The sequence below is a fragment of the Herbiconiux sp. SALV-R1 genome, from assembly GCF_013113715.1.
Taxonomy (GTDB): Bacteria; Actinomycetota; Actinomycetes; order Actinomycetales; family Microbacteriaceae; genus Herbiconiux.
Map to the genome: position 1 here is coordinate 973338 of NZ_CP053344.1, position 21371 is coordinate 994708.

20 protein-coding genes are annotated in these 21371 nt (G+C 69.3%); 19 read left to right on the top strand and 1 reads right to left on the bottom strand.

Annotated elements, in window-relative coordinates:
- Window positions 1-58 precede the first annotated feature (58 nt).
- Genes lepA through hemW form a run of 3 tightly spaced genes read left to right on the top strand, consistent with a single transcriptional unit; the run spans window position 59 to window position 3876 of the window.
- Entirely contained in the window at window positions 59-1909 is a 1851-nt protein-coding gene (lepA, locus tag HL652_RS04820) for a translation elongation factor 4 (RefSeq protein WP_171707185.1), read from the top strand.
- 1 nt (window position 1910) lies between these two features.
- Entirely contained in the window at window positions 1911-2648 is a 738-nt protein-coding gene (locus tag HL652_RS04825) for a DUF1990 family protein (protein ID WP_253743646.1), read from the top strand.
- A gap of 7 nt (window positions 2649-2655) precedes the next feature.
- The gene (gene hemW, locus HL652_RS04830; protein WP_171704241.1) at window positions 2656-3876 is read left to right on the top strand and encodes a radical SAM family heme chaperone HemW; all 1221 of its coding nucleotides are present in this window, start codon (window positions 2656-2658) and stop codon (window positions 3874-3876) included.
- A gap of 166 nt (window positions 3877-4042) precedes the next feature.
- Here the strand turns inward: hemW and HL652_RS04835 are convergent, their stop codons facing one another.
- Window positions 4043-4582 (bottom strand): DUF4870 domain-containing protein, encoded by a 540-nt coding sequence (locus HL652_RS04835; RefSeq protein WP_171704242.1) that lies wholly within the window; start codon window positions 4580-4582, stop codon window positions 4043-4045.
- Window positions 4583-4791: 209 nt separating this feature from the next.
- Here HL652_RS04835 and hrcA point away from each other — a divergent pair, with 209 nt between their 5' ends.
- The 16 genes from hrcA to recA all read left to right on the top strand — a co-directional run bounded on the left by hrcA (window position 4792) and on the right by recA (window position 21369).
- Complete coding sequence (gene hrcA / locus HL652_RS04840; RefSeq protein WP_171704243.1) at window positions 4792-5826, top strand: heat-inducible transcriptional repressor HrcA; 1035 nt, start codon at window positions 4792-4794, stop codon at window positions 5824-5826.
- A 77-nt stretch (window positions 5827-5903) separates the two neighbouring features.
- Window positions 5904-7016, top strand: a complete 1113-nt coding sequence (dnaJ, locus tag HL652_RS04845) for a molecular chaperone DnaJ (protein ID WP_171704244.1) — start codon at window positions 5904-5906, stop codon at window positions 7014-7016.
- A 10-nt stretch (window positions 7017-7026) separates the two neighbouring features.
- Window positions 7027-7824: a 16S rRNA (uracil(1498)-N(3))-methyltransferase gene (locus tag HL652_RS04850; RefSeq protein WP_171704245.1), complete on the top strand. Its 798-nt coding sequence runs from the start codon at window positions 7027-7029 to the stop codon at window positions 7822-7824.
- A 66-nt stretch (window positions 7825-7890) separates the two neighbouring features.
- A complete protein-coding gene (locus HL652_RS04855) occupies window positions 7891-8247 on the top strand; it encodes a histidine triad nucleotide-binding protein (RefSeq protein WP_171704246.1) in 357 nt (118 codons plus the stop codon).
- Between the two features lie 85 nt (window positions 8248-8332).
- Window positions 8333-9319, top strand: a complete 987-nt coding sequence (locus HL652_RS04860) for a PhoH family protein (protein ID WP_171707187.1) — start codon at window positions 8333-8335, stop codon at window positions 9317-9319.
- A gap of 10 nt (window positions 9320-9329) precedes the next feature.
- Window positions 9330-9794: an rRNA maturation RNase YbeY gene (gene ybeY / locus HL652_RS04865; protein ID WP_171704247.1), complete on the top strand. Its 465-nt coding sequence runs from the start codon at window positions 9330-9332 to the stop codon at window positions 9792-9794.
- The gene (locus HL652_RS04870; RefSeq protein ID WP_171704248.1) at window positions 9794-11167 is read left to right on the top strand and encodes a hemolysin family protein; all 1374 of its coding nucleotides are present in this window, start codon (window positions 9794-9796) and stop codon (window positions 11165-11167) included. The genes ybeY and HL652_RS04870 overlap by 1 nt, the downstream gene beginning before the upstream one ends.
- Entirely contained in the window at window positions 11164-12069 is a 906-nt protein-coding gene (gene era / locus HL652_RS04875) for a GTPase Era (protein WP_171704249.1), read from the top strand. Before HL652_RS04870 ends, era begins: the two co-directional genes overlap by 4 nt.
- 68 nt (window positions 12070-12137) lie before the next feature.
- Window positions 12138-13073: a 4-hydroxy-tetrahydrodipicolinate synthase gene (gene dapA / locus HL652_RS04880; RefSeq protein ID WP_253743814.1), complete on the top strand. Its 936-nt coding sequence runs from the start codon at window positions 12138-12140 to the stop codon at window positions 13071-13073.
- Window positions 13074-13170: 97 nt separating this feature from the next.
- Entirely contained in the window at window positions 13171-14850 is a 1680-nt protein-coding gene (locus HL652_RS04885; protein ID WP_171704251.1) for a ribonuclease J, read from the top strand.
- A 425-nt stretch (window positions 14851-15275) separates the two neighbouring features.
- Entirely contained in the window at window positions 15276-18179 is a 2904-nt protein-coding gene (locus HL652_RS04890) for an FtsK/SpoIIIE family DNA translocase (RefSeq protein WP_171704252.1), read from the top strand.
- Between the two features lie 4 nt (window positions 18180-18183).
- Window positions 18184-18789 carry a CDP-diacylglycerol--glycerol-3-phosphate 3-phosphatidyltransferase gene (gene pgsA, locus HL652_RS04895; protein WP_171704253.1) on the top strand — a complete coding sequence of 202 codons (606 nt, stop codon included), beginning with the start codon at window positions 18184-18186 and terminating at the stop codon, window positions 18787-18789.
- A complete protein-coding gene (locus HL652_RS04900) occupies window positions 18786-19292 on the top strand; it encodes a CinA family protein (RefSeq protein WP_171704254.1) in 507 nt (168 codons plus the stop codon). Before pgsA ends, HL652_RS04900 begins: the two co-directional genes overlap by 4 nt.
- Window positions 19293-19455: 163 nt before the next feature.
- The gene (locus HL652_RS04905; protein WP_171704255.1) at window positions 19456-19764 is read left to right on the top strand and encodes a helix-turn-helix domain-containing protein; all 309 of its coding nucleotides are present in this window, start codon (window positions 19456-19458) and stop codon (window positions 19762-19764) included.
- Between the two features lie 42 nt (window positions 19765-19806).
- Window positions 19807-20007, top strand: a complete 201-nt coding sequence (locus tag HL652_RS04910; RefSeq protein ID WP_253743647.1) for a DUF3046 domain-containing protein — start codon at window positions 19807-19809, stop codon at window positions 20005-20007.
- A 291-nt stretch (window positions 20008-20298) separates the two neighbouring features.
- On the top strand, window positions 20299-21369 hold the full coding sequence (gene recA / locus HL652_RS04915) for a recombinase RecA (protein ID WP_171704257.1): 1071 nt from the start codon (window positions 20299-20301) through the stop codon (window positions 21367-21369).
- The last annotated feature ends 2 nt before the right edge of the window (window positions 21370-21371 follow it).

Consider the following 21371-nt stretch of genomic DNA (forward strand, 5'->3'; position numbering starts at 1 on the left):
GGCCCACCGCATCCGGTGCATGGCAGAATGGGACGTCACCCCCGACCCAGAGGAATGCGTGAGTCCCCAAGCCCTGAAGGCCCTCCAGCCGGCCTCCACCGACCCCGCGTTCATCCGCAACTTCTGCATCATCGCGCACATCGACCACGGCAAGTCGACCCTCGCCGACCGCATGCTCGGCATCACCGGCGTCGTCAGCGACCGCGACATGCGCGCGCAGTACCTCGACCGGATGGACATCGAGCGCGAGCGCGGCATCACCATCAAGAGCCAGGCCGTGCGCATGCCCTGGGCGCTCGACGGCGCGAGCTACGCGCTCAACATGATCGACACCCCGGGCCACGTCGACTTCACCTACGAGGTCTCGCGGTCGCTCGCCGCGTGCGAGGGTGCCATCCTGCTCGTCGACGCCGCCCAGGGCATCGAGGCGCAGACGCTGGCGAACCTCTACCTCGCGCTCGAGAACGACCTCACCATCATCCCGGTGCTCAACAAGATCGACCTGCCGGCAGCCGACCCCGAGAAGTACGCGAAGGAGCTGGCCGGCCTCATCGGCGGCGACCCCGACGACGTGCTGCGGGTGAGCGGCAAGACGGGCATGGGCGTCGAAGACCTGCTCGATCGCGTCGTCGAGCTCATCCCGCCGCCCGTCGGAGATCCGGATGCTGCGGCCCGCGCCATGATCTTCGACTCCGTCTACGACGCCTACCGCGGTGTCGTCACCTACGTGCGCATGATCGACGGGCAGCTGAACCCGCGCGAGCGCATCCAGATGATGTCGACGAAGGCGACCCACGAGATCCTCGAGATCGGGGTGTCGAGCCCTGAGCCGACGCCCTCGAAGGGTCTCGGCGTGGGCGAGGTGGGCTACCTCATCACCGGTGTGAAAGACGTGCGCCAGTCGAAGGTGGGCGACACGGTCACCACGGCGCAGAAGCCGGCCACCGTCGCGCTGCCCGGCTACACCGAGCCGCTGCCGATGGTGTTCTCGGGGCTGTACCCCATCGACGGCAGCGACTACCCGGCGCTGCGCGAGGCGCTCGACAAGCTGAAGCTCAGCGACGCCGCGCTGGTCTACGAGCCGGAGACCTCGGTGGCGCTCGGCTTCGGCTTCCGCTGCGGGTTCCTCGGCCTGCTGCACCTCGAGATCATCACCGAACGCCTCGAGCGCGAGTTCGGTCTCGACCTCATCGCCACGGCGCCGAGCGTCATCTACGAGGTCACGACCGAAGACAAGAAGACGATCACCGTCACCAACCCGAGCGAGTTCCCCGAGGGCAAGATCTCGGCCGTCTCCGAGCCCGTGGTGAACGCCGCCATCCTGGCGCCGAAAGACTACGTGGGCACCATCATGGAGCTCTGCCAGAGCCGGCGCGGCACCCTGCAGGGCATGGAGTACCTCGGCGAAGACCGCGTCGAGATCAAGTACACGATCCCGCTCGGCGAGATCGTCTTCGACTTCTTCGACCAGCTGAAGTCGAAGACGGCCGGCTACGCCAGCCTCGACTACGAGCCCGCCGGCGAGGAGGTCGCCGACCTGGTGAAGGTCGACATCCTGCTGCAGGGCGAGCGGGTCGACGCGTTCAGCGCCATCGTGCACCGCGACAAGGCCTACGCCTACGGCGTGCTCATGACGGGCCGCCTGCGCGAGCTCATCCCGCGCCAGCAGTTCGAGGTGCCCATCCAGGCGGCCATCGGCGCCCGCATCATCGCCCGCGAGTCGATCCGCGCCATGCGCAAGGACGTTCTCGCGAAGTGCTACGGCGGTGACATCACCCGTAAGCGCAAGCTGCTCGAGAAGCAGAAGGAGGGCAAGAAGCGCATGAAGATGGTGGGCCGTGTCGAGGTTCCCCAAGAAGCGTTCATCGCCGCCCTCTCCGGCGACGTCGAGAAGAAGGACAAGAAGTAGCGTGGCGCCCAGCACGGTGGCCGAGCGGGAGCGCGGTCGTTCGCGAGACACCGGCGCGAGTGCCGGCGCCGGCGCGAGCAGCGCCGCCGACGCCGCCCTGCGCCTGCGCGACGAGCCCCTGAGCTACGCGGCAGTCGGGGCGACGCAGGCGCCCGACCTGCTCTACTTCCCGCCGAAGGGCTACCGCCCGGTCGAGCGCCAGGCCCGCATCGGCTCGGGCACCGCCCGCTTCGAGGTGGCCTCGGCGAAGCTCATGGCCTGGGGCGTGCAGCGCGGCGCGGGCATCGACGTCGGTGAGGTGCTGCTGCCGGCGCCCACCTCCGCCGACTACGTCGGCATCCGCTACGACGAGTTCGGCACGCCACTCGGTCCGAAGCGCGCCGCCCACGAGCAGGAGTACGCGCCCGACGGCACGCCGCTCGCGTCGCCCGGCGCGACCGCCGTGCTCACCATCCGCCTGCTGGGCCTGCCGTTCAAGGCCCCCGTGCGCGTGGTCTACCAGGTCGACGAGCGCGGCCGCCGCGGCTTCGCCTACGGCACCCTCCCCGGCCACCCCGTCTCGGGGGAGGAGAGCTTCGTGGTCGAGCACCGCGCCGACGACTCGGTCTGGGTGGTCGTGCGCGCCTTCTCGCGCGGCAGCACCTGGTTCTACCGCCTCGGCGCCCCCTTCGTGCGCGCCGTGCAGACCCGCAGTCTGAAGCGCTACCTCAGCGCCCTCTCCCCGGCGAGAGGGCTCTAGCCTCCCCGTGCCGTCGATCCTCCCCGTGGGAGACCCCGCTCCCGCCGACGGACTGCTCCCCGCCCAGGGAGCGGCCTCCTCCGCCACGCGCGATCTCGGCCTCTACGTGCACGTGCCATTCTGCCGCGTGCGCTGCGGCTACTGCGACTTCAACACCTACACCGCCACCGAACTGCGCGGCGTGAAGCAGAGCGACTACGCCAGCCAGGCCGTGGCCGAGATGCGCTTCGGCGCGGGGGTGCTGCGCGCATCCGGGGTCGCCGACCGCGAGCTCTCCACCGTGTTCTTCGGCGGCGGCACGCCGACCCTGCTCCCGTCGGCGCAGCTCGTGCAGATGGTGCACGCCGCCCGTGACACGTGGGGCTTCGCTCCGGATGCGGAGATCACCACCGAGGCCAACCCCGACTCGGTCGACGCCCGCTACCTCGGCGAGCTCGCCGACGCCGGTTTCACCCGGGTGAGCTTCGGCATGCAGTCGGCGGTGCCGAATGTGCTCGCCACGCTCGAGCGCACGCACGACCCCGAGCGCATCCCGCTCGTCGTGCGCTGGGCCAAGGAGGCGGGGCTCGAGGTGAGCCTCGACCTCATCTACGGCACCCCCGGCGAGACCCTCGACGACTGGTCGCGCTCACTCGACGCCGTGCTCGAGAACGAGCCGGGGCACGTCTCGGCGTACGCGCTCATCGTCGAGGAGGGCACGAAGCTGGCGCGGCAGATCCGCTCGGGCGAGGTCGCCGAGCCATCCGACGACCTGCAGGCCGACATGTACGAGATGGCGGATGCGCGACTCGCCGACGCCGGATTCCACTGGTACGAGGTGAGCAACTGGGCCCGCACCCCCGAGCAGCGTTCGCGGCACAACCTCGGCTACTGGCTCGGGCACGACTGGTGGGGCATCGGCCCCGGATCGCACAGCTTCGTGGGTGACACCCGCTGGTGGAACGTGAAGCACCCCGCCGCCTACGCCCAGCGCATCGCCGCGGGGGAGTCGCCGGCGGCCGGGCGGGAGACGATCGACTCCGAGACGCGGGAGCTCGAGCGCATCCTGCTGCTCGCCCGCGTGCGCGACGGCCTCGGGCTGCGCTCGCTCGCCCCCGAGTTCCGGCAGGAGGTCGCCGGGCTCATCGCCGACGGCCTCATCGACGGCCCCGCGGCCCTCCGCGGCTCCCTCGTGCTCACCCTGTCGGGCCGCCTCCTCGCCGACGCCGTCGTGCGCCGCCTCACCTGAGCCGCCGCGCCGCACCGCGCCGACCCTCGCCGCGCCGTCTCGCGCATCCGCCCGACGCAGGCCGCGCATCCGCCCCACAAAACACAACGTCGCGGCCCCCGCGCCCATGAGGGCGGCGGAGACCGCGACGCTGAGACAAGCCCCGGGCGCGAGCGCCCGCACCGGACTACTTGATGAACCGGAAGTTGAAGAAGTACCGGTACGTTCCGCCTGCGTTGACCTTCACACCCGCGATGATCGCGAAGATGAGGCCCACGATCTGCACGGCCCAGGCCAGGAAGTAGAACAGGAAGCCGATGAAGATGAACGCCGTGATGGTGCCCAGGATGTAGAGGCCCACCACGAAGATGGCGACCGTGATCTGGAAGTTCAGCGACTCCTTGGCCTCCTGGTTCGTGAGGGGGCCGCGGTCTTTGAAGACCAGCCAGATGATGAGCGGGGGAATCCAGCCCAGGATGCCGCCGAGCTGCCCGAGGAAGGCCCACTGCTTGTCTTCGGCCGGGCTGAGCGGCGCCGCGCCGGGCGCGCCCTGATAGCCGGGCTGCTGCTGGTAGCCCGAGCCGGGCGGCGGGGCCTGGTAGCCGGGCGGGGGAGCCTGGTAGCCGGGCGGGGGAGCCTGGTAGCCGGGGGGAGGCGTCTGCCCGGCGGGCGGAGTGGGCTGGCCGGCGGCCGGGTCGTACGGCGGTGTTGCGTTGGGGTCAGTCATGGTCTCGCGCCTTTCAGACGGGGAAGCCGTTCAGGGATACGGTCTCTGAGGAACCGGTCCGTGTACGGGCTCGTACACAGAGACAAGATAGCGCCGACCCCCACCCGCAGCAACGATTTCGACCACGGGTGTCACGAACCGACTGTCAGGGATGCGAGTTATGATTGGCACTCTGAATGTGTGAGTGCCAGCGAGAGGACGGTGTCGCCATGGTCTCCGAACGCAGTCTCGAGGTGCTGCGCGTCATCGTGCAGGACTATGTCGCCTCGCGCGAGCCCGTCGGTTCGAAGAGCATCGCCGAGCGTCATTCCTTCGGGGTCTCGGCGGCGACCATCCGCAACGACATGGCCCTCCTCGAGGAGGAGGAGCTCATCACCGCTCCGCACACCTCGAGCGGCCGGGTGCCCACCGACAAGGGCTACCGTCTCTTCGTCGACCACCTCTCCGACGTGCGCCCGCTCACGCAGGCGCAGCGGCACGCCATCGAGACCTTCCTGGGCTCCTCGGTCGACGTCGACGACGTGCTCGCCCGCACCGTGCGCCTGCTCTCCCAGCTCACCCACCAGGTCGCCCTGGTGCAGTACCCCTCGCGTTCGCAGGCGAAGGTGCGCCACGTCGAGCTGGTGGCCCTCGCCACCCGGCGCCTCATGACCGTGGTCATCACCGACACCGGCCACGTCGATCAGCGCATCGTCGAGGTGCCCGCCGACCTCGACGACTCCTTCATCGCCGAGTTGCGTCAGCGCTTCAACGAGACGCTCTCGGGCCTCGGTCTCCTCGAGGCGGCGGCTGCGCTGCCGGGAGCCGTCGACCGCTTCGCGCCCGACCGCGCGCCGACGGCGACCGTGGTGGCGGCCACCCTGCAGGAGCAGGTCACCGCGAACCGGCAGGAGAAGCTGCTCATCGCCGGCGCCGCGAACCTGGTGCGCACCGAAGACGACTTCCACGGCAGCATCCTCCCGGTGCTCGAGGCCGTCGAGGAGCAGGTGGTGCTGCTCCGCCTGTTCAGCGAGATGGAGGCCGACCAGCGCGGCATCTCGGTGTCGATCGGCCGCGAGAACGAGTCGTTCGGCCTCGGCGAGACCTCGGTGCTGGCGAGCGGCTACACCGGCATCGGCACCGCTGTGGCGCGCCTCGGCGTCCTCGGCCCCACCCGCATGGACTACTCGAGCAACATCTCCGCGGTGCGCGCCGTCGCCCGCTACCTCTCCCGCACCCTCGGGGAGGCGGGCGCACAGGGCTGACCGGCCCCGCGCATCCGTTCGCCCTCCCCGCACCGAATCTTTCCGACTCACGACCGATACCGAAGGAGAAGCCCCTGGTGGCTGACCACTACGACGTGCTCGGGGTGTCGCGCGAAGCGACGCCCGAGGAGATCAAGAAGGCCTACCGCCGTCTGGCGCGCGAACTGCACCCCGACGTGAACCCGAGCCCGGATGCGCAGGAGAAGTTCAAGCAGGTCACCCACGCCTACGACGTGCTGAGCGACCCCGGCCAGCGCCGCGACTACGACCGCGGCCCCCAGCCCGGCTTCGGCGGCGGCGGAGCCCAGGGCTTCGGCGGCTTCGGCGACATCTTCGAGACCTTCTTCGGCGGCCAGGGCGGGGGCACTCGCGGCCCGAAGTCGCGCGCCGAGCGTGGTCAAGACGCCCTGCTGCGGGTGGAGGTCGACCTCGGCGAGGTGGTCTTCGGCACGCACCGCGACCTCGAGGTCGACACCGCCGTGCTCTGCGAGACCTGCAACGGCTCGTGCTGCCAGCCGGGCACGAGCCCGGTCACCTGCGACATCTGCCACGGCTCGGGCTCGATCCAGCGCACCGTGCGGTCGCTGCTCGGCAACGTCGTCACGAGCGCTCCGTGCGGCACCTGCCGCGGCTACGGGTCGATCATCCCGAACCCGTGCCACACCTGCCAGGGCCAGGGTCGCGTGCGTGCGCGTCGCACCATTCCCATCGACATCCCCGCCGGTGTCGACACCGGGCTGCGGCTGCAGCTTCCGGGTCACGGCGAGGTGGGCCCCGCGGGCGGCCCGCAGGGCGACATCTACCTCGAGATCAAGGTGAAGCACCACGAGGTCTACTCCCGCAACGACGACGATCTGCTGTGCACCCTCGAGGTGCAGATGTGGGATGCGGTGCTCGGCACCACCACCACCATCAAGGCCCTCGACGGCGACATCGAGCTCGAGATCAAGCCGGGCACGCAGAGCGCCGACGTGCTCACCATCAAGGGCCGCGGCATCACGCACCTGCGCGGCAGCGGTCGCGGCGACCTCAAGGTCGGGGTGCAGGTGGTGACGCCCACGAAGCTCGACCACAAGCAGAAGGAGCTGGTGAAGCAGCTCGCCGCTGCGCACAAGTACCCGGCGCCGAGCCTCGGGCACTTCCAGCAGGGACTGTTCGCGAAGCTCCGCGACCGCTTCCTCAACGTCTGACGGGCACCCGATGAGCTCTCTGTTCCTGCGCGCCGACCTGGCGCTCGCGCCCCACGAGGTGGGCGAGGTGGTCACCCTGTCGGGCGACGAGGCGCGCCACGCGGTGACCGTCAACCGGCTGCGGGTCGGCGAGCACACCGCGCTCGGCGACGGCAACGGCCTCGTGGTGCACGGCGTCGTGGTGCGCGTCGAGGGCAAGGAGCTCGACATCGCCGTGGAGCGCTCCGAGGTGCACGAGGCGCCCACCCCCCGGCTGGTGCTCGTGCAAGCGCTCGCGAAGGGCGACCGCGACGAGCTCGCCATCCAGGCCGCCACCGAGCTCGGGGTGGCCGCGGTGGTGCCGTGGCAGGCCGAGCGCTCGGTGTCGCGCTGGAACGAGCAGAAGGCGGCCAAGGGCGTCGAGCGCTGGTCGACGATCGTGCGCGAGGCGGCGAAGCAGTCGATCAGGCCGTTCGTGCCGGCGGTCGGCGATCTCGTCGACACGACCGCGCTCGCGGCCGTCGCCCGCGAGGGCGGGGAGGGCAGACGGATGCTGCTGCTCGAGCCCTCCGCCGAGATGCGGCTCACCGAGCTCGCGCTCGAGCCGCTCCGCGGCACGGGCGGGCCGGTCACCTCGGCCGACGAGTCGAACACCGAGCCCACCGTCTTGCTCGTGGTCGGGCCGGAGGGCGGCATCTCGCCGCGCGAGCTCGAACTGCTCGGCGAGGCGGGCGCCGTGGCCGTGCGCCTCGGCGACGAGGTGCTGCGCACCTCGACCGCGGGGCCGGCAGCGCTCGCGGTGCTGAACGCCGCGTTCGGACGCTGGTAGCGAACCACGCCCTCGCGCGGGTCGCCACCCCTGCTGGCCGGGCCCGCCCGAAACTAGGATGGAGTCATGTCCAGCACCGAATCGTCCCCCTCGATCTTCTCGCGCATCGTCGCCCGTGAGATCCCCGCCACCATCGTGCGGGAGACCGACCGGGTGATCGCCTTCGAAGACATCGCGCCCCAGGCTCCCGTGCACGTGCTCGTCGTTCCGAAGACCGAGCAGTACCGCGACGTCGTCGAGCTCGCCGCGGGCGACCCCGCCCTTCTCGCCGAGCTCGTCGCCACGGCGAAGGAGATCGCCGACGAGCGCGCCGACGGCGAGTTCCGTCTCCTCTTCAACACCGGCGAGAACGCCGGTCAGACCGTCTTCCATGTGCACGCCCATGTTCTCGCGGGCGGCCTGAAGGAATCGTCACTTGGCTGAAACCCCGTCCACCCCGTCCGTCCCCTCCGCCTCCGAGGCCGCCACCGGCGCATCCGAAGCCCGACTCCACGTCGACGGCGTCGAGATGGTGCGCCTGCTCGGCCCGCAAGACCGGCTGCTGACCACCATGGAGCGCCAGTTCCCGCAGGTCACCGTGCTCGTGCGGGGCAACGACATCTCGCTCACGGGTGAGCCCTCGCAGGTCGAGGGCGCCCGGCGCCTGGTCGAAGAGCTGCTCGAGCTCGTGCGCGGCGGCCACGAGGTCACGCCCGTCGAGGTCACGAGCTCGGCGCGCATGCTCGAGAACGACCGCTCCGCGCATCCGGCAGCCGAGCTGCTGAGCCAGGCCATCGTCACCGCGCGGGGCAAGAGCGTGCGGCCGAAGACCGCAGGGCAGAAGAGCTACGTCGACGCCATCGACGAGAACACGATCGTCTTCGGCATCGGCCCGGCCGGTACCGGCAAGACCTACCTCGCCATGGCGAAGGCCGTGCAGGCGCTGCAGCGCAAGGAGGTGGAGCGCATCATCCTCACCCGGCCCGCCGTCGAGGCGGGGGAGCGGCTCGGCTTCCTGCCCGGCACGCTGACCGACAAGATCGACCCCTACCTCCGCCCCCTCTACGACGCGCTCAACGAGATGATGGACCCGGAGATCGTGCCGAAGCTCCTGGCCGTCGGCACCATCGAGGTGGCGCCCCTGGCCTACATGCGAGGTCGTACGCTGAACAACTCGTTCGTCGTGCTCGACGAGGCGCAGAACACGACTCCCGAGCAGATGAAGATGTTCCTCACCCGCCTCGGCTTCGGCTCGAAGATGGTGGTGACGGGCGACATCACCCAGGTCGACCTGCCCATCGGCACCAGCGGTCTGCAGGTCGTCACGCGCATCCTCGACTCGATCGACGACATCCACTTCGCCACGCTCACGAGCGCCGACGTGGTGCGGCACACCCTGGTGGGGCAGATCGTCGACGCGTACACGAAATACGATCAGGTGCAGCTCGCCCGCCGCGAGAACCCCGGGTACCAGGGGCCGAGCGAGCGCGACCGCCGGTACAAGAACAAGCGATGAGGATGCCCACGTGTCGATCGAACTGAACAACGAGTCGTCCATCGAGGTCGACGAGACGGCTCTGCTGCGCCTGGCGAGCTACGCGCTCGACCAGATGCACGTGCATCCGGATGCGGAGCTCGCCATCGTGCTGGTCGACGAGGCCGCCATGGAGCAGCTTCACGTGCAGTGGATGGACGAGCCCGGCCCCACCGACGTGCTCAGCTTCCCGATGGACGAGCTGCGCCCCGGCACCGAAGACTCGCCCACCCCGGCGGGCCTGCTCGGCGACGTGGTGCTCTGCCCGCAGGTGGCCGAGGAGCAGGCCAAGGCGGCCAAGCACTCGACGCTCGAGGAGCTGCTGCTGCTCACCACCCACGGCATCCTGCACCTGCTCGGCTTCGACCACGCCGAACCCGACGAGGAGCGCGAGATGTTCGGCATCCAGCGCGACATCCTGGTCGGCTTCGCGATGAGCGAGCGCCGCCGTAAGTAATGACCATCGTCCTGTTCCTCCTCGCGGCCGTCGTGCTGGTGGCGCTGGGCGGCCTGTTCGCGGCGATCGACACCGCCGTGCTCTCGCTCTCCCGCAGCGATCTGCTCGAGCTCGCCGAGCGGGCGCGCGCGAAACGGTCGCTCCGGGCCGTCGCCGAAGACCCGGCGGCTCACCTCAACGCCGCGAACTTCGCCCGCGTGGTGTTCGAGACCACGGCGGCGGTGCTCATCACCATCTCGTTCGCGTTCACCATCGATGAGCTGTGGATCGCCCTGGTGCTGTCGGCGGTCGTGATGACGGCGGTCTCGTTCGTGCTCGTGGGCTCGAGCCCGCGCAGCGTCGGCCGCGCGCATCCGAAAGCCATCGTGCGGTGGGGCGCCGTGCCCGTGCACGTCACCCGGGTGGTGCTCGGCCCCCTGGCGAACGCGCTCGTGGCGATCGGCAACCGCGTGACGCCGGGGCGCATCCGGTCGGGCACCTTCTCCTCCGAGGAGCAGCTGCTCAGCATGGTCGACGAGGCCACCGAGCTCGAGGTGCTCGAAGAAGACGACCGTGAGCTCATCCACTCCATCCTCGAGTTCAACGACACGGTGGTGCGCGAGGTGATGATCCCGCGCACCGACATGGTGACGGTCGACGACGACGACACGGTCGGGCACGGCCTCGGGCTCTTCCTGAGTAAGGGCGTCTCCCGCATGCCCGTGGTGGTCGGCGGTCGCGTCGACGACATCTCGGGGGTGCTCTACCTCCGCGACGTCGCGCGGCTGAGCTACGAACGCCCGGCCAAGCTCGAGACCACCACGGTGGCCGAGCTCGCCCGGCCCGCCCTGCTCATCCCCGAGTCGAAGAAGGTCGACGACACCCTGCGGCAGATGCAGGCGGAGTCGAACCACCTCGCCATGGTGGTCGACGAGTACGGCGGCATCGCCGGCCTGGTCACCCTCGAAGACCTGCTCGAGGAACTCGTCGGCGACATCTCCGACGAGTACGACCGCGACATGGTGGAGGTCGAGCCGCTCGAGGCCGTCGACACCTTCCGGGTGAGCGCACGGCTGCCGGTCGACGAGCTGGGCGAGCTGTTCGGTCTCGAGCTCGACGACGACGACGTCGACACCGTGGGCGGCCTGCTCGCGAAGGGCCTCGGCAGGCTTCCCGAGACGGGCGACGAGGCGCGCATCGCGGGGCTCATCCTCACGGCAGACCGCACCGAGGGCAGACGCAAGCGCCTGGTCACCGCCACGGTGCGACGCGACCCGGATGCGCGGGGAGACGACGACGGTGACACCGGCCCGGTGCGGGTCGCCACGGGCCCGGTGAAGCTGCCGAAGGCCGGCAAGGGCAAGACGCACGACGACACGAAGGAGAAGGCATGAGCGAGCAGGGCAGCGACGACTTCAGAGCGGGGTTCGTCACCTTCGTGGGCCGCCCGAACGTGGGCAAGTCGACCCTCACGAACGCGCTGGTGGGCGAGAAGGTCGCCATCACGAGTTCGAAGCCGCAGACCACGCGGCAGACCATCCGGGGCATCGTGCACGAGCCGGCCGGGCAGATCATCGTCGTCGACACCCCGGGCATGCACCGCCCGCGCACGCTGCTCGGCGAGCGGCTGAACTCGCTGGTGCAGTCGACCCTCGGCGACGTCGACGTCATCGGCTTCTGTCTTCCCGCCGACGAGAAGCTCGGGCCGGGCGACCGCTTCATCAACGAGCAGCTCGACGCCTACCCGGGCGCGAAGAAGGTGGCGATCGTCACGAAGATCGACCAGGCGTCGAAGCAGCGGGTGGGCGAGCAGCTGCTCGCCGTGTCGGAGCTGCGCGACTGGGAGGCGATCATCCCGGTGTCGGCCACCGACCGCATCCAGCTCGACGTGCTCGTGAACGAGCTCATCGCGCTGCTGCCGCGCTCCGAGAAGCTCTACCCCGACGACCAGTTCACCGACGCCGGCCTCGAGTCGCGCATCGCCGAGCTCATCAGGGAGGCGGCGCTCGAGGGTGTGCGCGACGAGCTGCCGCACTCCATCGCCGTCACCATCGACGACATGACCGAGCGCGACGACCGCGACCTGGTGGAGATCTACGCGAACCTGTTCGTGGAGCGTGACAGCCAGAAGGGCATCATCATCGGCCCGAAGGGCTCCCGGCTCGGCGAGGTGGGTGCGCGGGCCAGGGCGCAGATCGAACCGCTGCTCGGCCGGCAGGTCTATCTGAACATCAGGGTGAAAGTGGCCAAAGACTGGCAGCGAGACGCCAAGCAGCTCGGAAGGCTGGGCTTCTGACCCGATAGCCTGTAGTCGTGTCTACTGCCTCAACTGCCGAGAACCCGTTCGGCCAGGTGCTCGTCGCCATGGTCACCCCGTTCACCGCCGACGGCGAGGTCGACTGGCCCGGTGTGGAGAAGCTCATCGACGAGCTCATCGTCGGCGGCGCCGACGGTATCGTGGTGTCGGGAACGACGGGCGAGACCTCGACCCTCACCGACCCCGAGAAGATCAGGCTGGTCGAGGTGGGCAAAGACGTCGCGGCGGGGCGCGCCAAGATCATCACGGGCGGCGGTTCGAACGAGACCGCCCACGCGATGCAGCTCGCCCGGCAGAGCGAGAAGGCGGGGGCCGACGGCAACCTCGTCGTCACGCCGTACTACAACAAGCCGACGCAGGCGGGCATCCTCACCCACTTCCGCATGATCGCCGACGCCACCGATCTGCCCGTCATCCTCTACGACATCCCCGGCCGCACCGGTGTGCCCATCAAGTACGAGACCATCCTGCGCCTGGCGAAGCACCCCAACGTGCTCGCGATCAAAGACGCCAAGGGCGACTTCAGCGAGGTGAGCCGGGTCATCAACCAGACCGAGCTGCTCTACTTCTCGGGCGACGACGCGAACGTGCTGCCGCACATGTCGATCGGGGCGGTCGGCCTCATCGGCGTCACGGCGAACGTGGCGCCCGCGCCCTACCGCACCATCGTCGACGCCGTGAACGCGGGCGACCTGGCCACGGCGACGGCCGCACACCAGTCGCTCGAGCCGCTGGTGCGCGCCATCATGACGCATGTTCCCGGTACGGTGGCGGCGAAGTACATCCTGCACGGCCTCGGCCGCATCGGCAGCCCCCGCGTGCGCCTTCCCCTGGTCGGCCCCGAGGAGTGGGAGGCCGCCCAGATCGAAGACGAGATCGACCTGGTGAAGGGCATCGAGGGGCTCGGCCTCAAGAACTTCCGCCCCGACCGCAACGCTGCCGCCGGCGGAGCGCTGCCGAAGGTGGCGGGAACCACCCGCTGAGCGCCCTCGAGGTCGGCGCGGCGCACAGCACAACAGACCACAGCGTGAGCACGACGCCACGCACCGCACGACGACCCACGAGAACTGAGGAGGGCGCATGAACACCAGCCCCGTCTACGATCCGCCGACCCTGGAGGCGGGCACACTCCGCATCACGCCGGTGGGAGGCCTCGGCGAGATCGGCCGCAACATGACCGTCTTCGAGTACGAGGGCAAGCTCCTCGTCGTCGACTGCGGCGTGCTGTTCCCCGAGGAGCACCAGCCGGGTGTCGACCTCATCCTCCCCGACTTCAGCATCGTGCGCGATCGCCTCGACGACATCGTCGGCATCGTGCTCACGCACGGCCACGAAGACCACATCGGCGCCGTGCCCTACCTGCTGAAGCTGCGCGAAGACATCCCGCTCATCGGTTCGGCGCTCACCCTCGCGCTCGTCGAGGCGAAGCTCAAGGAGCACCGCATCACGCCCTACACCTTCGACGTGGCCGAGGGGCAGATCGAGAACCTCGGGCCGTTCGAGTGCGAGTTCGTGGCGGTGAACCACTCGATTCCGGATGCGCTGGCCGTCGCCATCAAGACACCGGGCGGCGTGGTGCTGCACACCGGCGACTTCAAGATGGACCAGCTGCCGCTCGACGACCGCCTCACCGACCTCCGGGCCTTCGCCCGTCTCGGCGAGGAGGGCGTCGACCTGTTCCTCGTCGACTCGACCAACGCGGATGTCCCGGGCTTCACCCCGCTCGAGCGCGACATCGGCCCCGTGCTCGAGTCGATCATCGAGCGCGCCCCGCGGCGGGTGATCGTGGCGAGCTTCTCGAGCCACGTGCACCGCGTGCAGCAGGTGCTCGACGCGGCGCACGCCAACGGGCGCCGGGTGGCGCTGCTCGGGCGCTCGATGGTGCGGAACATGGGAATCGCCGCCGAGCTCGGGTACCTGAAGGTGCCCGAGGGTGTTCTCGTCGACTTCAAGAAGGCAGGTGACATCCCCGACGACAAGATCGTCTACATGTCGACCGGGTCGCAGGGCGAGCCGATGGCGGTGCTCTCGCGCATGGTGAACAACGAGCACCAGATCGAGGTGGGAGAGGGCGACACCGTCATCCTCGCCTCCAGCCTCATCCCGGGTAACGAGAACGCCGTGTACCGCATCATCAACGGGCTCACCAAGCTCGGGGCCAACGTGGTGCACAAGGCCAACGCGAAGGTTCACGTCTCGGGGCACGCCGCCGCGGGCGAGCTGCTGTACTGCTACAACATCCTGAAGCCGAAGAACGTGCTGCCGGTGCACGGCGAGTACCGGCACCTGGTGGCGAACGCGAAGCTCGCCATCGACACCGGGGTGCCGAAGGAGAACACGATCATCGCCGAAGACGGCACCGTCATCGACCTGCGCGACGGGGTGGCGAAGGTGGTCGGGCAGTACGACCTCGGCTACGTGTACGTCGACGGTTCGACCGTAGGCGAGATCACCGACGCCGACCTCAAAGACCGCCGCATCCTCGGCGAGGAGGGCTTCATCTCGATCATCGTCGTGGTCGAAGCGCTCACCGGCAAGATCGTCGTGGGCCCCGAGATCCACGCCAAGGGCTTCGCCGAAGACGACTCCGTCTTCGACACCGTCAAGCCCAAGATCAGCGCCGCCCTCGCCGAGGCCGCCCAGAACGGCGTACGCGAGCCCTACGCCCTCCAACAGGTCGTGCGCCGCACCGTCGGCCGCTGGGTGAACACCTCCTATCGGCGGCGCCCGATGATCGTGCCCTTGGTGATCGAGGCCTAAAGCGTTCGGGGTGCCGGGAGTCATCGGGCGCCGGCCTGCTGTGCTAGCTGCCGGCAGGGCCGTGCTGCGCGCGGCTCTGCCGGGGCGCGCCGGTCCTCGCCCGGCGCGCCGCGACATGTGAGCACGCGGTCGCTGACGCGGCCACGCACTCACCCTGGGTCGTCGAGTACGGCCCGCGGCTTTCACGTCGCTGCCAGTACCTACTCGCAGATGGCGGGACAGAGGTGCGGGTTTCAGCGCAACAGGCCTCTGTCTGACGACCCAAGGTGAAGGCGTGGCCGCGTCAGCGACCGCGTCTTCACATGTCGCGGCGCGCCGCGGAAGCGGCGGCGCGCCCCGCCGGAGCCGCGCGCAGCACGGCCCCGGCGGCAGCTAGCACGGCGCGGCATCGAGGCGATGTCAGCGCCTCGATATAGCGTGATTTCATGGCCACGAGTAGTAAGTCGACGCCTCGGAGTACGAGGGGGTCTTCGGCGCGGGCGACCGGGGCTGCGCCGCGGAAGCCGGCGCAGCGCACGGCGGCGCAGAAGACCGTGAAGTACCCGGTGGTGTCGGAGGAGAAGCCGAATCCGCTGGTGACGCTGTGGCTCGGCATGGCCCACGTGGTGGGCGGTGCGGCGCGGGCGTTCGGGCCGGAGAAGCTGGCGAAGGAGGAGCGGCGCGACGGCCTGCCGTTCCTGTTCTTCCTGCTCGCGGTGGCCGGTGCGGTCACCGAGTGGTTCCTCGCCTCCAACGCGGTCGCGATCTCGATCAACGCCTACACCTTCGGCGGGCTGTTCGGCCGGGTGGCCTACGCGCTTCCCGTCATCCTGCTGCTGCTCGCGCTCTGGCTGTTCCGGCATCCGGCGTCGGTGAACGACAACGGCCGCATCGGCATCGGTCTCGCCGTCTTCCTGGTCTCGGTCTCGGGCCTCTGCCACGTGTACGGCGGCGCCCCAGACCCGGCCGCGGGCATCGAGGGCCTCGCGGTGGCCGGCGGCATCATCGGCTGGATCGCGGGCGCCCCCCTCATGACGCTCATCACCCCCATCGGCGCCACGATCGTGCTCGTGTTCTTCTGCGCCCTGTCGCTGTTCATCATCACGAAGACCCCGCCGAACCGCATCGGCCGTCGCGCCCGCGAGCTCTACGCCTATCTGTTCGGCGCCCCCGCACCGAGCGACGACGACGCGACCGACGCATCCGGCGCCGGCGCGGGCACGGGCACGCCCACCGCGACCGGCAAGCGCGGCAGGAAGGGCGCGGCCGACCCGGCCGACGACCCGAACATGCTCGACTTCGACGCCCAGCCCGATGACGGCGGCGCCCTCCCGTGGTGGCGGCGCAACAAGAGCGAGCGCGAGGTCGACCCCGAGTTCGAGACGCCGCTCATGGCGCCGCGCATCGAAGACCGCACCCCGCCGCCCGAAGACGGGCCGTACATGAGCCCCGCCGAGTTCGACACGGCGGCCGCCGGTGGCGTCGACGGCGTCGGCCCGGCCGCAGCAGCCCGCGATCTCGACAGCACCGAGGCCTTCGGCAACGGCCTTCTCCACGACATGGAGGCCGCCGAGCAGGCCATCAAGCGCATCACCGGCGAGGTGCTGCCCGGCCGCAAGCAGACCATCGGTCTGCTCGACGACGACGGCACCGAGGCCCTCGACGCCTTCGCCACCCCGGTTCCGGATGCTTCCCACACGGGTGCCGTGGAGGGCATGCCCGAGCCGCCTCCCGCATCCGACCCGGCGAACTACCGCCTGCCCTCGGTCATGAACCTCTCGACGGGCGAGCCGTCGAAGTCGCGCTCGGCCGCGAACGACGACATCGTGCGCGCCATCACCGACGTGCTGAAGCAGTTCTCGGTCGACGCGCAGGTCACCGGGTTCTCGCGGGGCCCGACCGTCACGAGGTACGAGATCGAGCTCGGCCCCGGCGTGAAGGTGGAGCGGGTCACCGCCCTGTCGAAGAACCTCGCCTACGCGGTCGCGTCGAACGAGGTACGCATCCTCTCGCCCATCCCGGGTCGCAGCGCGATCGGCATCGAGATCCCGAACACCGATCGCGAGACGGTCTCGCTCGGCGACGTGCTGCGGTCGCAGAAGGCGATGAACGACCCGCACCCCATGACCATCGGCGTCGGCAAAGACGTCGAAGGCAAGTTCGTGCTGGCCAATCTCGCGAAGATGCCGCACCTGCTCGTGGCCGGTTCCACCGGCTCGGGCAAGTCGAGCTTCATCAACTCGATGGTGACGAGCGTGCTCATGCGCGCGAAGCCCAGCGAGGTGCGCATGGTGCTGATCGACCCCAAGCGCGTGGAGCTCACCGCCTATCAGGGCGTGCCGCACCTCATCACCCCCATCATCACCAACCCGAAGAAGGCGGCCGAGGCGCTGTCGTGGGTGGTGAAGGAGATGGACATGAGGTACGACGACCTCGAGAGCTTCGGCTTCCGTCACATCGACGACTTCAACCGCGCCGTCATCAACGACGAGATCCAGCTCCCGCCCGCCTCGCAGCGCGTGCTGAAGCCCTACCCCTACCTCCTCGTGGTGGTCGACGAGCTCGCCGACCTCATGATGGTCGCCCCGCGCGACGTCGAGGACTCGATCGTGCGCATCACCCAGCTGGCGCGCGCCTCCGGCATCCACCTCGTGCTCGCCACCCAGCGGCCCTCGGTCGACGTGGTGACGGGCCTCATCAAGGCGAACGTGCCGTCGCGGCTCGCCTTCGCGGTCACGAGCGTCACCGACTCCCGCGTCATCCTCGACCAGCCGGGCGCCGACAAGCTCATCGGCCAGGGCGACGCGCTGTTCCTCCCCATGGGCTCCTCGAAGGCCATCCGCGTGCAGGGCGCGTGGGTGCCCGAGAGCGAGATCCAGAAGGTCGTCGAGCACGTCACCCGGCAGGCCCGCCCCGAGTACCGCGACGACGTGGCGGTGACGGCCGAGAAGAAGCAGATCGACTCCGACATCGGCGACGACCTCGAGGTGCTGCTCGCCGCCGCCGAGATCGTCATCACCACGCAGTTCGGCTCCACCTCGATGCTGCAGCGCAAGCTCAAGGTGGGCTTCGCGAAGGCCGGCCGCCTGATGGACCTCATGGAGTCGCGCGAGATCGTCGGCCCCTCCGAGGGCTCGAAGGCCCGCGACGTGCTGGTCACCCCCGACCAACTGCCTCAGGTGCTCGCGATGCTGCGCGGCGACGCTCCGGATGCCGGCGGCCAGGTGGGCCCCAGCCCCTCCGGCGGGCCCTCGGCGCCGTCGTCGTCGTACGCGCACGACGACGACCGCTACGCTGATGACGACGAGTCCGGCAGCGAAGACGCCTGGCAGTTGACCGGCAGGGAGTGATCGCGTGACCTCGAACGAGGAGTCGGCACCCGCGGCGAAGCCCAGCAACTGGAACCTGCCGAACGCGATCACGATCGTCCGCATCCTCCTTGCCCCGGTCTTCTTCGTCATGCTCCTGGTCGACGACGGCCAGAACGGCGCGCTGCGCTGGGCCGCGGCCGTGCTCTTCATCCTGGCCATCGCGACCGACGGCATCGACGGCCACATCGCCCGCAGCCGCAACCTGGTCACCGATCTGGGCAAGCTGCTCGACCCGATCGCCGACAAGGTGCTCACCGGTGCCGCGCTCATCGGCCTGTCGATCCTCGCCGAGCTGCCGTGGTGGGTCACCATCGTCATCCTCGTGCGCGAGGTCGGCATCACGGTGTGGCGGTTCGTGCAGCTGAGCGACCGCGTCATCCCGGCGTCGCGGGGCGGCAAGCTCAAGACCCTGGTGCAGTCGGTCGCGATCTCCCTGGCGCTGCTGCCCTTCCCCGAGCTGTTCGGCGACTGGGTGAACTGGGTCAACGGCATCACCATGACGGCCGCCGTGGTGCTCACGGTGGTCACGGGCATCGACTACCTCGTTCAGGCCTGGCGACTCAACCGCAAGCCGGTGGCGGGCGCATGAGCGGGTCGGATGCTGTGGTCGACAACGCCGCCGCCGCCGCCGAGATCATCGCCGCGCTCACCCGCAGCCGCACCACGATCGCCGTCGCGGAATCGCTGACGGGTGGTCTGCTGTGCTCGGCGCTGGTCGACGTGCCGGGTGCCTCCGCGGTGCTCCGCGGAGGAGTGGTGGCTTACGACACCGCGGTGAAGCACTCGGTGCTCGGGGTCGACGCCGAGGTGCTGGCGGCCCACGGCCCCGTGCATCCCGACGTGGCGATGCAGATGGCGGTCGGTGTGCGCAGTGCGCTCGCGGTCGAGGGCGTCCCGGCCGAGATCGGCATCTCGACGACCGGTGCCGCGGGGCCCGACCCTCAAGACGGCGCGGCGCCGGGAACGGTGTACGTGGGGGTCGCCATCGGCGCAGACGTGCGCAGTCACGCCCTCGAGCTGGAAGGCGATCGGGCCGCGATCAGGGCCGAGACCGTGCGGGTCGCTCTGCGTATCCTGAGAGATTCCCTGTGAGCTCCGCCGAGGGAATGGGCGCCGTTTCGATCACGTTACATCTGGTGTCATTCACAAGTATTGTCCAGTCCCAGTCGTTTAGAGTCACTGCTACGAACCACTGCAGTAACGTGGTCAGAAGAGCCACTCGAACAGACCGTGACAGGAACGCAAGGAGGGTCCAGTGATTCTAGTTCGTCAGGAAATCGGCGACGTGCTTCGGGACTTCCGCCTGCAGAAGGGTCGTACCCTTCGTCAAGTGGCAAGTAAGGCGAGCGTCGCCCTCGGCTACCTGAGCGAGGTCGAGCGTGGTCAGAAGGAGGCCTCGAGCGAGATCCTCGCCTCGGTGGCCGACGCTCTCGACACCCCGATCTCGGTCATCATGCGCGAGGTGGGCGACCGTCTCGCGATCGTCGAAGGCATCGACCCCATCCCCGACACGATCCCCGACGAGTTCGTCGCCGACTTCGACGCCGATCTCGTCGCCCGCTGAGCGGCTGCACACGGAGTGCGGCTGAGTGAGTTCAGGCAGGCCGTGGCCGACGAGTTCGGTACGGCCTACGGGCAGGTGGTGACGAGCGATGTGGTGCTCGTCGATCTCGGCGATCGAACCGCCGAGCAGGCGTTGAAGGCAGGTATCCCCCCGCGAGAGGTGTGGCTCGCGGTCTGCCGGTCGGCCGATGTGCCGCCCCAACGCTGGCACGGAGCGGGCCTCCCCGCTCCCCGACAGACATGATCGAGAAGCCCCCGGCAGCGGCCGGGGGCTTTTTCGTGTTCGCAACACGCCGCGCGTCTCTCGAACATATCTTCGGTGCGGCGTAGAGTTCTGCACAGCGAGAGATTCGAACACGTTCTCCACAGACCGGCCCGCTGTCATCCCGATGTCAGTGGTCGTCTCTAGCGTGAGTCGTGTTCGGCGAACTCTCGTCGACGCCCTGTCGTCGCCACCCCGTGAGGGGCGCGAACACGACAGCCTGTGGGCACACCATCGCCGGCCGCCAGGTCGCACAGCACGAAGGAGACCGAAATGCCGTCAGACGCAAATCGTGAGAAAGCACTCGAGACCGCCCTCGCCCAGATCGACCGCCAGTTCGGCAAGGGTTCGGTGATGCGCCTCGGCAGCGACGACCGCGCGCCGGTCGAGGTCGTTCCCACCGGGTCGATCGCCCTCGACGTCGCCCTCGGCATCGGGGGTCTGCCGCGCGGCCGCATCGTCGAGATCTACGGCCCTGAGTCGTCGGGTAAGACCACGCTCACTCTGCACGCCATCGCGAACGCCCAGCGGGCGGGCGGCATCGCCGCCTTCATCGACGCCGAGCACGCCCTCGACCCCGAGTACGCGAAGAAGCTCGGCGTCGACATCGACTCGCTCCTGGTCTCCCAGCCCGACACCGGTGAGCAGGCCCTCGAGATCGCCGACATGCTGGTGCGCTCGGGCTCCATCGACATCATCGTCATCGACTCCGTGGCGGCCCTGGTGCCCCGCGCCGAGATCGAGGGCGAGATGGGCGACTCGCACGTGGGTCTGCAGGCCCGCCTCATGTCGCAGGCCCTCCGCAAGCTCACCGGTGGTCTCAACCAGACCGGCACCACCATGATCTTCATCAACCAGCTGCGCGAGAAGATCGGTGTCTTCTTCGGCAGCCCCGAGACCACGGCCGGCGGTAAGGCGCTCAAGTTCTACGCCTCGGTGCGTCTCGACATCCGTCGCATCGAGACCCTCAAGGAGGGAACCGAGGCGGTCGGCAACCGCACCCGCGTGAAGGTCGTGAAGAACAAGATGGCTCCGCCCTTCAAGCAGGCCGAGTTCGACATCCTCTACGGTGTCGGCATCTCGCGCGAGGGCAGCCTCATCGACTTCGGTGTGGAGCACGAGATCGTGCGCAAGTCAGGTGCCTGGTACACCTACGACGGAGACCAGCTCGGTCAGGGCAAGGAGAACTCGCGGCGCTTCCTCAAGGAGAACCCCGACGTCGCACTCGAGATCGAGAACAAGATCCTCGCCAAGCTCGGTGTGGGCGAGGCGGGCGCGGCTGCCGCCGCTGCGGGCAACGTCGAGTCGATCGAGCCGAAGCTGGCTTCGCGCAAGGGAGCCTGATC